This is a genomic window from Cryobacterium sp. M91 (genome assembly GCF_002929615.1).
Taxonomy (GTDB): domain Bacteria; phylum Actinomycetota; class Actinomycetes; order Actinomycetales; family Microbacteriaceae; genus Cryobacterium; species Cryobacterium levicorallinum.
Map to the genome: position 1 here is coordinate 308,401 of NZ_PJJT01000090.1, position 14,203 is coordinate 322,603.

Annotated in this window: 11 protein-coding genes; all 11 read left to right on the forward strand. The window is 66.0% G+C overall.

Annotation, left to right across the window (positions count from 1 at the left end; translation table 11 throughout):
• Window positions 1-3 precede the first annotated feature (3 nt).
• The 11 genes from pyrF to CXY80_RS17170 all read left to right on the forward strand — a co-directional run bounded on the left by pyrF (window position 4) and on the right by CXY80_RS17170 (window position 14,202).
• Window positions 4-897, forward strand: coding sequence for an orotidine-5'-phosphate decarboxylase (pyrF, locus tag CXY80_RS17120; protein WP_233195437.1), 894 nt, complete (start codon window positions 4-6; stop codon window positions 895-897).
• Window positions 890-1,810, forward strand: coding sequence for a guanylate kinase (gmk, locus tag CXY80_RS17125; RefSeq protein WP_104133209.1), 921 nt, complete (start codon window positions 890-892; stop codon window positions 1,808-1,810). The genes pyrF and gmk overlap by 8 nt, the downstream gene beginning before the upstream one ends.
• A gap of 94 nt (window positions 1,811-1,904) precedes the next feature.
• Entirely contained in the window at window positions 1,905-2,165 is a 261-nt protein-coding gene (gene rpoZ, locus CXY80_RS17130; RefSeq protein ID WP_092107764.1) for a DNA-directed RNA polymerase subunit omega, read from the forward strand.
• A gap of 24 nt (window positions 2,166-2,189) precedes the next feature.
• Window positions 2,190-3,416 carry a bifunctional phosphopantothenoylcysteine decarboxylase/phosphopantothenate--cysteine ligase CoaBC gene (gene coaBC, locus CXY80_RS17135; RefSeq protein WP_092449090.1) on the forward strand — a complete coding sequence of 409 codons (1,227 nt, stop codon included), beginning with the start codon at window positions 2,190-2,192 and terminating at the stop codon, window positions 3,414-3,416.
• Window positions 3,417-3,498: 82 nt separating this feature from the next.
• A complete protein-coding gene (metK, locus tag CXY80_RS17140; protein ID WP_092449089.1) occupies window positions 3,499-4,692 on the forward strand; it encodes a methionine adenosyltransferase in 1,194 nt (397 codons plus the stop codon).
• A gap of 14 nt (window positions 4,693-4,706) precedes the next feature.
• Window positions 4,707-6,878: a primosomal protein N' gene (locus tag CXY80_RS17145; protein WP_158251697.1), complete on the forward strand. Its 2,172-nt coding sequence runs from the start codon at window positions 4,707-4,709 to the stop codon at window positions 6,876-6,878.
• Window positions 6,879-7,796, forward strand: a complete 918-nt coding sequence (gene fmt, locus CXY80_RS17150; protein WP_104133172.1) for a methionyl-tRNA formyltransferase — start codon at window positions 6,879-6,881, stop codon at window positions 7,794-7,796.
• A complete protein-coding gene (locus tag CXY80_RS17155) occupies window positions 7,793-9,289 on the forward strand; it encodes an RsmB/NOP family class I SAM-dependent RNA methyltransferase (protein WP_092449087.1) in 1,497 nt (498 codons plus the stop codon). Before fmt ends, CXY80_RS17155 begins: the two co-directional genes overlap by 4 nt.
• Before the next feature lie 42 nt (window positions 9,290-9,331).
• A complete protein-coding gene (gene dnaG / locus CXY80_RS17160; protein ID WP_104133173.1) occupies window positions 9,332-11,197 on the forward strand; it encodes a DNA primase in 1,866 nt (621 codons plus the stop codon).
• 182 nt (window positions 11,198-11,379) lie between these two features.
• Window positions 11,380-13,014: an ABC transporter substrate-binding protein gene (locus CXY80_RS17165; protein WP_104133174.1), complete on the forward strand. Its 1,635-nt coding sequence runs from the start codon at window positions 11,380-11,382 to the stop codon at window positions 13,012-13,014.
• A 114-nt stretch (window positions 13,015-13,128) separates the two neighbouring features.
• Window positions 13,129-14,202 carry an ABC transporter permease gene (locus CXY80_RS17170; protein WP_369828720.1) on the forward strand — a complete coding sequence of 358 codons (1,074 nt, stop codon included), beginning with the start codon at window positions 13,129-13,131 and terminating at the stop codon, window positions 14,200-14,202.
• The last annotated feature ends 1 nt before the right edge of the window (window position 14,203 follow it).

The following is a 14,203-nucleotide window of genomic DNA, read 5'->3' on the forward strand; positions in this document are numbered from 1 at the left end:
GCTGTGAAAGGCGGCCCTGCGACCGTGCTGTCCTTCGGCGAACGCCTCGAGCGGGTGTTCGCCGAGAGCGGCCAGCTGTGCGTCGGCATCGACCCGCACTCCTGGCTGCTCGACGATTGGAACCTGCCCGACACGGCTGCTGGAGCGGAGTCCTTCGGTCGCACGGTCGTCGCCGCTGCCGCCGGCCGAGTCGGCATTGTCAAACCGCAGGTCGCCTTCTACGAACGATTCGGCTCGGCCGGCTTCGTCGCCCTCGAACGCGTGCTGGCCGATGCACGGCAGGCCGGCCTGCTCGTGATCGGCGACGCCAAGCGCGGCGACGTCGGCACGAGCGCCCTGGCCTACGCGCAAGCCTGGCTCTCGTCCGGATCTCCGCTCGAAGTGGATGCCCTCACCCTCGCCGCGTACATGGGCGTCGGTTCGCTCGACTCGCCACTCACCCTCGCGGCTGCGAACGGCAAGGGAGTCTTCCTGCTCGCCGCGACCTCCAACCCGGAAGCTGCCGACATTCAGCGGGCCATCGTCGCCGACGGGCCCTATGCCGGTTCGAGCGTCGCCCGCGCCATTCTGGACGACGTTGCGGATCGCAACGCGCGGGCAGCATCCGCTCGCCTGACGACTGGTCTGGGATCGGTCGGCGTAGTGCTGGGCGCCACCCTCGACTTGTCATCGTTCGGCATTGATCTGCAGGCCGCACCGACCGAATTTCGCACACCGGTGCTCGCGCCCGGCTTCGGACACCAGGGTGGGCATATTATGGATCTGACCGCGATATATGGTGGATACGCCGGAGGGGTTATCGTGAGTGAATCGCGCAGTGTGCTCTCGGCCGGACCCCACCGGATCGAAGAAGCCATTGAGCGCCGAGTAGCCGAAGTAGGTGCCGTCCGTGGCTGAAAACCGTCCCACCCCGCCCGAGGTTGATCGGGTGGCCGCGTCGCGGGCCGCCGTCGCGGCCCGTCGCGCCCGTGCCAAGGTCAAGGCCGAGGTCGCCTCCGGTCAACGCACCGCGCTCGAAGTTCTCGCGACGGCCATCGCCGACCCGATCGGGGTCGAGGGCCGCTTGAGAGTGACCGAGCTGCTCGTGAGTATCCCGGCGATCGGCGTCACCAAGATGCAGCGCATCATCCACCGCCTCGAAATCTCACCGTCCAAGCGCCTTGGCGGCCTCGGCCGGCACCAGCGCGATCGGCTCCGGGATTTTTTGTCCGAACGACCGACCCTGCGCAGGAACATCGCCGACTCCAAACTCATCGTTCTCGCCGGACCCACCGCGGTCGGCAAGGGAACCGTCGCCGGGTACATTCGGGAGAACTATCCCGACGTGCTGCTCTCCGTCTCGGCGACGACCCGCGCGCCGCGCCCGGGGGAGACCGAGGGCCTCAGCTACTACTTTGTCTCCGACGAGGAATTCGACCGCATGGTGGAGGGCGGCGAACTGCTCGAGTGGGCCAAGGTGCACAATGCGTACCGCTACGGAACCCCGCGCGGCCCGGTCGACGCGGCTATCGCCGCTGGCAACAGCGTGCTGCTCGAAATCGACCTGCAGGGTGCTCGCGCCGTGCGCCGAGCCATGCCCGAAGCTCGCCTGGTGTTTTTGCTGCCGCCGAGCTGGGATGAACTGGTGCGTCGGCTGATCGGTCGTGGCACCGAAGATTCGGCCGAGCAGGCCCGTCGGCTGGAGACCGCAAAGCTCGAATTGGCCGCCCAGGGAGAGTTCGATTATCGCGTGATCAACCACGATGTCGCCGAGGCCGCTCGCGAGGTCGTAGACTTGATGGAGATCCGCGCTGCCACGAGCCTGTCGTAGCGCCCGTTTCTGTTGAATTCATACGTGTATTACGACACGTATCCGCAAGCTCGCACAGGCCTCAGGCCGCGTGCTCTATTAGGAGTTGACACCAATGGCGAACAAGCCCACTGGCATCATTGACCCGCCCATCGACGACCTGCTCTCCAAGGTCGACTCGAAGTATGCCCTCGTGATTTTTGCGTCCAAGCGTGCGCGTCAGATCAACGACTACTACGCTGACCTGCACGAAGGCAGCCTGTTCGACAATGTCGGACCGCTCGTCGACTCGACCGTCGAAGACAAGCCGCTTTCCGTGGCCCTGCGCGAGATCAACGACGACAAGCTCGTTTCCCGCCCGATCGTCGAGGCCTAGCCCACAGTTTTTAAAGCGCGCAGAATGAAGACACCTCGCACGATCGTCGTCGGTATCACCGGCGGCATCGCAGCGTACAAGGCCGTTAACATTGTGCGCGCTTTTGTGTTGCACGGCGACTCCGTGCACGTCGTCGCCACCGCGGCCGCCCTGCGGTTTGTCGGTAAGCCGACGCTCGAGGCGATCTCCCGCAATCCGGTGCACACCGACCTCTATGAGGGGGTCGCCGAGGTACGCCACGTGGCCATCGGCCAGGGCGCCGACCTTATCGTGGTCGCCCCAGCCACCGCCAACAGCATCGCCAAGCTCGCCGCCGGCCTCGCTGACGATCTGCTCGGTAATACCATCCTGGCCAGCACCGCGCCGCTCGTGATCGCACCGGCCATGCACACCGAAATGTGGAACAATCCGGCGACCATGGCGAACGTGGCGGTGCTGCGCTCGCGCGGCATCACCATCGTGGGCCCCGGTGTCGGCCGCCTGACCGGCACCGACTCCGGCGCCGGCCGGATGGAGGAACCGGAGACCATCGTTGCGGTGGCTCTGGCCATTCTTGATCGGGAGCCGCCTGCGGGGGAGGCCGCGGCATCTGCTCGGCAGGATCTCGCTGGACGACACGTGCTGATCAGCGCCGGCGGTACCCGGGAACCGCTCGACCCGGTGCGGTACCTCGGCAACCGGTCCAGTGGCAAGCAGGGTGTTGCGCTCGCCCAGGCTGCGCTCGCCCGTGGGGCTCGGGTTACTCTGGTCGCGGCCAACCTCGAGGTGCCGGTTCCGACTGGCGTGTCGTGCGTGCTGGTGGGCACCGCCCAGGAGATGCTGAAGGCCATGACAACGGCCGCTGCATCGGCCGACGTGATCATCATGGCCGCCGCCGTCGCCGACTACCGGCCGAAGAGCGTCCAGCTCGGCAAGATCAAGAAAGACGAGGTCGGCGACACCCTCACGCTCGAACTGGTCAAAAACCCGGATATTCTGGCCGGACTGTCCGCTTCCCGCAGACCGGGTCAGCAGATCATCGGCTTCGCTGCCGAAACCGAAGCGGATGCCGACCGGCTGATCGCGCTCGGCCGCGGGAAAATCGCCCGCAAGGGCTGCGACTTTCTAGTGGTGAACCGGGTCGGCTTGGACGCCGGTTTCGGCACGGAACGTAACACCGTCACGGTGCTCGATCACGGCGGAGTTATAGTGAACGAGGCCTCCGGAAGCAAAATGTCGGTGGCCAATTGCATACTTGACCTGATCGGTTAGCCGCGGCTTCGACAGACCGGCTCCACATTCAACTTCTACGTTTTTTACACGTAGTTCATCAACATCTACAGAGACGGGCCAGATGAGCGATCTTCGCCTCTTCACCTCGGAATCAGTCACCGAGGGTCACCCCGACAAGATCTGCGACCAGATCTCCGACAGCATTCTCGATGCCCTGCTCACCGACGACCCGCACAGCCGGGTCGCCGTCGAGACCCTCGTCACCACGGGCCTCGTGCACGTGGCCGGTGAGGTCACCACCGAGGCGTACGTCGAGATCCCGTTGATTGTGCGCAAGTGCATCACCGACATTGGCTACGACTCGTCGGACGTCTGGTTCGACGGCCGCTCCTGCGGTGTCGAAATCTCCATCGGCGGCCAGTCGCCCGATATCGCCCAGGGCGTTGACAATGCCTTCGAGACGCGCGAGCAGTCCAGCCTCGACGACTTCGATCGGCAAGGCGCGGGCGACCAGGGCATCATGTTCGGTTACGCCACGCGCGAGACGCCCGAACTCATGCCGATCCCGATCTGGATCGCCCACCGGCTGGCCGAACGACTGGCCCTCGTGCGCAAAAACGGCGAGCTCGACTACCTGCGCCCCGACGGAAAGACCCAGGTCACCATCGGCTACGACGGCATCATTCCGCGTACGGTCGAGACCGTCGTGGTCTCGACCCAGCACGCGCCGTCCGTGACCACGGAGCGGTTGCGCGCGGAGGTTGAAGAGCTCGTGATTCGCCCGGTGCTCGCGGGCATCGACCTTGACTCGTCATCGCTGTCGACCCTGATCAACCCCACCGGCCGCTTCGAAATCGGCGGCCCGCAGGGCGACGCCGGCCTCACCGGTCGCAAGATCATTATCGACACCTACGGCGGATCGAGCCGACACGGTGGCGGAGCGTTCAGCGGCAAGGACCCGTCCAAGGTCGACCGCTCGGCCGCCTATGCCATGCGCTGGGTCGCCAAGAACGCAGTTGCGGCCGGCCTGGCCGAGCGCCTCGAGGTGCAGGTCGCCTACGCGATCGGCAAGGCCTCCCCGGTCGGACTCTACGTCGAAACCTTCGGCACCGGCGTACTGCCCGACAAGGAGATCACCTCGGCGATTCGTGCGGTGTTCGACCTGCGCCCGGCCGCCATCATCCACTCCCTTGACCTGCTGCGTCCCATTTACGCGCAGACGGCCACCTACGGCCATTTCGGCAGGGAGCTTCCCGACTTCACCTGGGAGCGCCTCGACAAGGTCGACGACCTGCGCAGCGCCGCCGGCCTCTGAACTCTGGCCTCATCATGACGCACACCGGCCTGATCGCACGGGTGCTGATCGATTCCCCGCTGCCGCAGCTTGACCACCTGTTCGACTACGGCGTACCCGCCGAACTGGTCGGGCAGGTGGCTGTCGGGGTGCGGGTCAAGGTGCCGTTTCGCTCCGGTGGGCGGGTCGTCGACGCCTATGTGATCGAGCTGTTTGATCCTTGCGTCGAGTCCGCTTCGACAACGGATGCCGCCTACCGGGGCGCGCTCAGCCCGCTTGACTCGGTCGTTTCCACGGCGGTCGTACTCACGCCGGCCGTCTGGAAGCTAGCGCGCCGACTAGCGGATCGGGCGGCGGGGAACGCGAGTGACATCATCCGTCTCGCCGTGCCGCCGCGCCAAGTGCGAGTTGAAAAGGCCTGGCTGGCGGCGCGGGCTGCTGCTGCCGTTGTTCTACCCGTTGCACGGCAGCCTGGTTTCTCGGCCGCTCCGGAGCCTGCCGTCCCGGACGCACCGGTTATGCCAGCCGCGCCTTCCGAGACCGCCGTCCCGATACCGCCACCCGCTTCGGCACCGAACCATCCGCTGGTCGAGCCTGTCGAGACCGCCATTCCGACACCGTCGCCCGTCTCGATTGCCCTGGCGACTCCCGCGTTCGTCGGCTACCCGACCGGCCGCCTCGACAGCGTCATTATGGAGCACCACCGGGTTGCCGTCTCCGCGATCCCCGAACTCACGCAGCTCGACGACGGCACGACCATCGGCCGCTGGGCGCAGACCCTCGCCGAACTCGCCGTCGCCACCCTCGGTGCCGGGCAGAGCGCCATCCTCTGCGTTCCCGACTTTCGCGACCAGGACCAGGTGCAGGCCGCCGTGGCCCAGCTCGCCCCGACCCTGCCGCTGAGCCGGGTCGACGCCCGCCAGCCGAACCCCGACCGCTACCGCGCCTTCCTCGCCTGCCTGCAACCGGAACCGCGCATCATCCTCGGCAACCGCTCGGCCGTCTACGCCCCGGCGCAGGACCTGGGCCTCATCGCCGTCTGGGACGACGGCGACCCGCTCTACACCGAGCCGCTCAGCCCCTACGTGAACACCCGCGACGCGGCCCTGGTGCGTCAGCAGAACACCGAGTGCGCCCTGGTCTTTCTCGGCCATTCGCGCAGCGTCGAAACCCAGCGGCTGGTCGAGCTGGGTTACCTCGCCGACGTGAATCCGGCTGCCGGCCGGCACCCGCGCATTATCCCCACCGACTTTCAATCCGAGCCCGACCAGCAGACCCGCGCAGCCCGCATCCCCTCGGCGGCGTGGCAAGCCGCCCGCGAGGCGCTGGACCACGGCCCCGTGCTCGTGCAGGTCGCGAGCCCCGGCTATGCGCCCATGCTCGCCTGCCAAAGCTGCAAGAAGGCCTCCCGCTGCACGCATTGCCAGGGCCCGCTCGGGCTTAAATCGGCGTCGGCCGTGCCGTCCTGCCGCTGGTGCGGCGCACTCGCGGCCGGTTGGACCTGCGCGCACTGCGAGGGCACCAAACTGCGTGTGGTGACGCTCGGCACCGGACGCACCGCCGAAGAGCTCGGCCGAGCTTTCCCGGGGGCCCGGGTGATCGTCGCCGACGGCGACCACACCATTCAGACACTCGGGGCCGAGCCGGCCCTGGTCATCGCGACCCGCGGCGCCGAACCGGTTCCGACCGGAGGCTATCGCGCCATTCTCATTCTCGATGGCGAACGCATGCTCGCCCGGGAATCCCTGCGCGTCGGCGAGGACTGCCTGCGCTGGTGGGCCAACGCCGCCGCCCTCGCCGCCCCTGGCGCTCCCGTGATCCTCGCCGGAGTCGGCGGGGCGCTCGCCCGCGCGCTCAACGCCTGGCACCCGGACATCTTCGCTGCGAGTGAGCTCGCCGACCGCCGCCAGCTGCGGTTTCCGCCGGCAGTGCGCGTCGCCTCCGTCACCGGAACCGCCGCCGATGTCGACGCCGCCCTCGCTGATCTCGGTGCGGTGGCCGGCCTCGATGTGCTCGGCCCAGTCGACACCGAGGCGCCACTGGTTCGTGCGGTAGTTCGATTCGGCTATGCCCGCGGCGATGAGGTGGCCCATGCGCTCAAGGCCGCGGTCGTTCGGAACGCCGCCAAGCGCCGCAAGCCGAAGTCCGGTTCGTTCCAACCGGCACCTACACTTAAAGTTCGATTCGATGACCCGGAGCTGCTCTAAATGAAAATCGTCTTTGCCGGCACGCCGGAGGTTGCCGTACCCAGCCTCACGGCCCTGGCCGGTACCGATCACGAGATTGTGACCGTCATCACCCGAGCGGATGCCCCGCTCGGACGCAAGCGCACCCTCACCCCGTCGCCGGTCGCGCTGGCTGCCGCGGAGCGGGGGTACCCGGTGCTCAAGACCAACCGGCTCGACGCCGAGGCGACCGAGACTATCCGTGCTCTGCAGCCCGACCTCGGCGTCATCGTCGCCTACGGCGGAATCGTGCGCGAACCACTGCTCTCGGTGCCGCGCCTCGGCTGGATCAACCTGCACTTCTCCCTCCTGCCGCGGTGGCGGGGGGCATCTCCGGTTCAGCGCGCCGTGATCGCCGGGGACGAGCTGATCGGTGCTGCCGTGTTCCAGCTGGTGCCCGAGCTCGATGCGGGCGATGTGTTCGGAAGCTTTTCCCGGCCCCTAGGCGTACATTCCACATCGGGAATACTTCTCGACGAGCTCAGCCACAGTGGCGCCGAACTGTTGCTGCGGGTCGTGGGCGAGCTCGCGGCCGGTACTGCCGTGGCCGTGCCGCAGACCGGCGAAGTCACCCTCGCGCCGAAACTGACCAGGGACGACGCGCGCATCAATTTCGACCAGCCGGCAGCATCCGTTTATAGCCGTATTCGCGGCGTGACCCCCGAACCCGGCGCGTTCACCACGGTGAACGGTGCCGTTCTCAAACTTCTCGAGGTCGCTCCGAGCGTCGACGAGCCGAACCTGCCTGCCGGAACTGTTCTGCAGCGTGATAAAACAGTGCTCGTGGGCACGCAGACCGAACCTCTGGTTTTGCTGCGCGTGCAACCGGCCGGAAAGACAGCAATGACAGCGAATGACTGGTGGCGCGGAGTGGCAGCAGAATCGGTGATCGCATTATGAGCGACGATCGCACGGGGGGAAGAGGCAATGCCGGCGCGGCGCGTTCTGGCGGGTCGGCTGGCGACAGCGCCGCCGAATCTGCGTACTCTGGCGGTGTCCCGCGCGCGCGCCAGGCCCCGGCCGATTTCGTGCAGCCGGCCCGCCGCATCGCCTACGAGGTGATCGCCGCCGTCCGCGAGTCCGACGCCTACGCGAACCTGTTGCTGCCGACCCGTATTCAGCGTGCCGCTCTCAATACAGCGGATGCCGCCCTCGCGACCGAGCTCACCTACGGCACCCTGCGCATGCAGGGCTTCTACGACCGCGTGATCGCCCTCGCCGCGAACCGTCCCGTCAGCGCGATCGATCCCGCAATTCTCGATGTGCTGCGCCTCGGCGCCCACCAGCTTCTCGCCACGCGGGTCGCCACCCATGCCGCGGTCAACGAATCGGTCTCGCTCGCCAAGCAGGTCGGCTCACGCTCCGCGACGGGATTCACCAATGGGGTGCTGCGCACCATCTCCCGCTCGAGCGCTGAGGAATGGCGCGATCTGGTGCTGGAGGGCTCGGTCAACGCCGATGACCGGCTCGCCGCCGAATTCTCCCACCCGGCCTGGATCGTGCGCGCTTTTCGCAAGGCTCTGCAGGCTGAGGGCCATGAAAGCGAGCTCTCGGACCTGCTCGCCGCCGACAATATGGCGGCCAAGGTCAACATGGTGGCGCTGCCCGGTCTCGCGACCGCCGCAGATCGCGAACGCCTCGGCCTCGCCGACGAGTTCTCGCCGGTCGGTTTCGTGCTGGATTCCGGCGACCCGTACCATCTGGTGACCGCGACGGAAGGCCGCGTTCGGGTGCAGGACGAGGGCTCGCAGATCGCCGCCCTGGCGCTCAGCCGGGCGCGGCCCATCATTCCGGGGGAGCGCTGGCTCGACCTCTGCGCCGGCCCCGGCGGCAAGGCCGCCCTGCTCGCCTCCGAAGCACGCGCCGGGGGAGCTGTGCTCGTAGCGAACGAGCTCGTACCGGCCCGGGCAATCCTCGTGCGCACCGCCCTCGCGGCTCTGCCCGAAACGGTTCCGGTGTGGGAAGTGGATGGCACCACCATCGGCCAGACGCACCCGGACACCTTCGACCGCATTCTGCTCGACGCGCCGTGCACGGGCCTCGGCGCTCTGCGCCGCCGGCCAGAGGCGCGCTGGCGCAAGCAGCCCAAGGACGTTGCCGACCTCGCCGGTTTGCAGTCCGGACTCATCGACGCGGCCCTGCTCGCGCTCAAGCCCGGCGGCATCCTGGCCTATGTGACGTGCTCGCCGCACACCGCCGAGACCCGCGCGATCGTCGCCCTGGCGGTGCGCAAGGCCGGCGGAACCGTGACGGCGCTCGACACGGCTGCCGTCGTGCAGTCGTTCAGCGCCGCCAACCTCGATCTGCCCGCCGGTACCGGCAGCGTTCAGCTGTGGCCGCACCGCCACGGCACCGACGCCATGTTCATCACGCTGCTGCAGCGCGCCCTCTAGCCTCGCGTCGGTGCTGTCGGCGCGCACCGATACAATTTACCTATGGCTGGACTGATTCGACAAAGCGACATCGAAGAGGTCAAGGCCCGTACTAATATCGCGGACATCATCGGTGACTATGTCACCCTGAAGTCCGCCGGTGTCGGTTCGATGAAGGGTCTCTGCCCCTTCCATGACGAACGCAGCCCCAGCTTTCACGTGCGTCCGCAGGTTGGCTTCTACCACTGCTTCGGCTGCGGCGAGAGCGGCGACGTCTATTCCTTTCTGCAGAAGATGGACCACGTCAGCTTCAGTGAGGCCGTTGAGCGGCTTGCCGGTCGGGTCGGCCTCGACCTGCACTACGAAGACGGTTCCGGAGCGGCCCCGGACCACGGCAATCGTGCCCGCCTGCTCGCGGCCAACCAGGTGGCATCCGATTTCTTCATCGACCAGCTCGGCAGCGCGGGCGCTGAGGTCGGCCGGGCGTTTCTGGGGCAGCGCGGTTTTGACGCTGCCGCCGCGACCCGGTTCGGCGTCGGGTTTGCGCCCAAGAGCTGGGACGAACTGACCAACCACCTCCGCGCCAAAGGCTTCACCACCGAGGAACTCACCTTGTCCGGTCTGGTCTCGAGCGGCGATCGCGGCATCTACGACCGTTTTCGTGGGCGCCTGGTCTGGCCGATTCGCGACATCACCGGGCAGACCATTGGCTTCGGAGCGCGCAAGCTGCTCGACGACGACAAGGGCCCGAAATACCTCAACACCCCCGAGTCCCCGGTCTACCACAAGGCTCAGGTGCTCTACGGCCTCGACCTCGCCAAGCGCGACATCTCGCGCAGTCACCAGGTCGTCGTGGTCGAAGGCTACACCGACGTGATGGCGTGCCATCTGGCCGGCATCACCACCGCGGTCGCTACCTGCGGCACCTCGTTCGGCGTCGACCACATTAAGGTGTTACGCCGCGTGCTCGGCGATGATTCCGGTGTCGGCGAAGTCGTCTTCACCTTCGACCCCGACGCTGCCGGTCAGAAGGCCGCCATGCGCGCCTTCAGTGAGGAGCAGCGGTTCTCCGCTCAGACCTACGTCGCGGTCGGCCCGGAGGGCCTCGACCCCTGCGACCTGCGCCTGCAGCGCGGCGATGATGCGGTCAGGAGAATGGTCGACGCGAAGAAGCCGATGTTCGAGTTCATGATTCGGCAGATCCTCTCCCAGTACAACCTCGACACGGTCGAGGGTCGCACGGCCGCCCTGCGTGCCGCAGCCCCCATCGTCGGCGATATTCGCGACCCGGTGCTGCGACCCGGCTACACCCGGGAACTCTCGCGCATGCTCGGCGTCGATTTGGGCGAGGTTGCCAGGGCCGTCACCAACGCCCAGTCCGGAGCGCGCTCTTCGGCGAGCGGCGGGCCAAACGCTCCCCGGCATGCCGGCGCGGTCGAAGTGCTGCCGGAGCGCCCCTTCTCGCTGGTCGAATTGCCCGGCGACCCGGTCACCCGACTCGAGCGCGACGGCCTCATGGCCATGCTGCAGCGCCCAACGCTGATCGGCCGGGACATCCTCGACAGCGCGGTGCAGACATCCTTTGCGAATAGCTCTCTCGCAGTGGTGCGCGACGCGATCGCCTCGAGCTTGCCGCACTTCGAGGCGCCCGACTGGCTCGATCGCGTCGTCGCGGAGGTTCCGGACACCCTGAAGAACCTTGTTCAGGAGCTCGCCATGGCCAATCTGCCCGAGCGCACCGAGAAAGATGTCACCCGCTACGTGCGCGAGATCACCATCGTGCTCATTGACAAAGACCTGTTGCGCCTCAAGGCCGAATTGCTCGGCCGACTGCAACGAGCGGATGCCAGCGAGACCGAGATATACCGCACGCTCCAGCGCGAACTCGTGCGCGTCGAGGCCGAGCGACGCGCCCTCCGCGACGAGTGACCCACGCGCAACTTCTGAGTCAGTGCATGAGCAACGACTTTGTTGCAGATACGTAAAGAAGCTGCGGCTGATCATGGCAATCCGCGCATTCTGTGCTAATTCTTGGCTAACAGCAATGAACAGCTGCGCCCATTCTCGGGTTCTCCTGGTCATGAGACTTCTACAGGAAGAGGACGACGGATATGACATCCGCATTCACTAACGGCAAGCGCGCTCTCGCTGCCACAGCAGGCTTCGCGGTCGCGGCGCTGGTACTGGCCGGTTGCTCAGCGGGCGGCAGCACGACTACCGACAACGCAGGCGGCCCGATCACAATCGGCACCACAGACAAGGTCACCACGCTCGACCCGGCCGGCTCGTATGACTCCGGTTCCTTCTCGGTGCAGACCCAGGTCTTCCCGTTCCTGATGAACAGCGCCTACGGCACAGCGGATGTCGAGCCCGACATCGCCGTCAGCGCCGAGTTCACCTCACCGACGGAATACACCGTCACCCTCAAGCCCGACCTCGAATGGGCCAACGGCAACGCGCTCACCGCGTCCGACGTCAAGTTCAGCTTCGATCGTCAGCTGGCCATCGCCGACGAAAAGGGCCCGTCCACCCTCCTGGGCAACCTCGAGAGCACTGAGGCCGTCGACGACACCACGGTCGTCTTCACCCTGAAGGCCGGAAACGACCAAATCTTCCCGCAGATCCTGTCCAGCCCCGCCGGCGTCATCGTGGATGAGGACTCCTTCTCCGCGACGGAGGTTACTTCCGACGACGACATTGTCGCAGCCGAGGCCTTTGCCGGCCAGTATGTGCTGACGAGCTACGACTTCAACAACCTGCTCTCGTATACGGCCTACGCGGGCTACCAGGGCCTGCTCGGCGCCGCCAAGACCGACGTCATCAACGTCAAGTACTACACCGACGCGTCCAACCTCAAGCTCGACATTCAGGAAGGCAACATCGACGTCGCATGGCGCAGCCTGTCGGCGACCGACATTGACGACCTTCGCGGCAACGACGCTGTCAGCGTCGTTGACGGCCCCGGCGGCGAGATCCGCTACATCACCTTCAACTTCAACACGCAGCCCTTCGGCACGACGACCGCTGACGCCGACCCGGCCAAGGCACTCGCAGTGCGCGCGGCCGTTGCCGATATCGTTGACCGCGAGGAACTCGCCGACCAGGTCTACAAGGGCTCCTACACCCCGCTGTATTCCTACGTTCCCGCTGGCATGACCGGTGCCACCGAGTCGCTCAAGGGTCTCTACGGCGACGGTGAGGGCGGACCGGACATTGAGAAGGCCGCGGCAGACCTCGCCGCAGCCGGCGTGACCACCCCGGTCGCACTCAACCTGCAGTACAACGCGGACCACTACGGCCCCGGCTCGAGCGACGAGTATGCGCTGATCAAGGACCAGCTGGATGCTTCCGGCCTGTTCACGGTCAGCCTGCAGTCCACCGAGTGGGTTCAGTACTCCAAAGACCGAGTAGCTGACGTCTACCCCGCTTACCAGCTTGGCTGGTTCCCGGACTACTCCGACGCTGACAATTACCTGACGCCGTTCTTCGCCCAGAACAACTTTCTCCAGAACCACTACGACGACGCCGAGGTCGATGCCATGATCAAAGAACAGGCCGTCACGAATGACCCCGAGGCGCGCACCGCGCTCATCGAGGAAATCCAGGACAAGGTCGCGGCTGCACTCTCCACCGTTCCGCTGCTCCAGGGAGCACAGGTCGCTATCACTGGGCCGAGCATCACCGGGACCGAAGACACGCTCGACGCGTCCTTCAAGTTCCGTTATGGCGCGCTTGCCAAAGGTTAGAACGTAGTACGGCTAGAGTTTTCTCTAGTTTGATCACCGGGGGTATCTAGTGCTGATAGCGCTGGATACCCCCGATTCTTGTGCAATTGTGAGGTAGTAATGACCACTGTGGCGATGAAGCCGCCCATGCCGGCGGCCGGGCGTTCCAAGAAGAACACCAGCCCGGGCGGTGGCATAGGCCGTTACCTCCTCGTACGATTCCTCCTCATCTTCCCCACCATTTTTATTCTGGTGTCGATGGTGTTCTGGCTGATGCGCACGACGGGAGACCCGATCACCGCCGCGCTCGGCGGAAAGCTCGGTCCCGACCAGCTCGCCGTCCTCATTAAAGAGGCCGGCTATGATCGACCCATCCTCATCCAATATTTCGAGTACCTCGGGCAGGTCTTCACCGGCAACTTCGGCACGACAATCAGCACCAACCGTCCGGTGTCCGAGGTACTGCTCACCTACGGATCCGCTACGGCCGAGCTCGTGTTCTACGCGCTCATCGTGGCGTTCATCGTCGGTATTCCCCTCGGCATGGTTGCAGCGTACTGGCGGGACAAGGCGCCCGATGCCTTCCTGCGCGTGGCCGCCATTCTCTTCTATGCCACCCCGGTGTTTTTCGCCGGACTCCTGTTGAAACTTGTCTTCGCTGTCTGGCTCAAGGTCCTGCCGGTCGCCGGTCGGGCGACCGTCAGCTCGGAACTGGAGATGGGGTTCCTGCCCGACAAGACCGGGATCTACTTCATCGACGCGTTGAAAACGGGCAATCCCGCCGTCTTCGGCGATGTGCTGCTGCACGCTGTGCTTCCCGCGGTGGCACTCGGACTGCTCACCGCGGGCGTCTTCCTCCGCCTGGTGCGCACCAACGTCATCGGTACCCTGGGCACCGACTATGTGGATGCCGCCCGCTCGCGTGGTGTAAATGAGTTTCGGCTGGTCAGCAAGCACGCTTACCGCCCCGCGCTCATCCCGATCATCACCGTCATCGGCTTGCAGGTGGCCCTGCTGCTCGGCGGCGCTGTACTGACCGAGACCACCTTTGAGTGGAAGGGGCTGGGCTTCATGCTCATTGAATTCATCAAGGCACGTGACTTCGTGGCCGTTCAGGGCATTGTGGCGCTCCTCGCTGTGATCGTGGCCCTGTCCAACTTCATCGTGGACATCATTGCCGCGCTCATTGACCCGAGAGTGCGGTACTAGC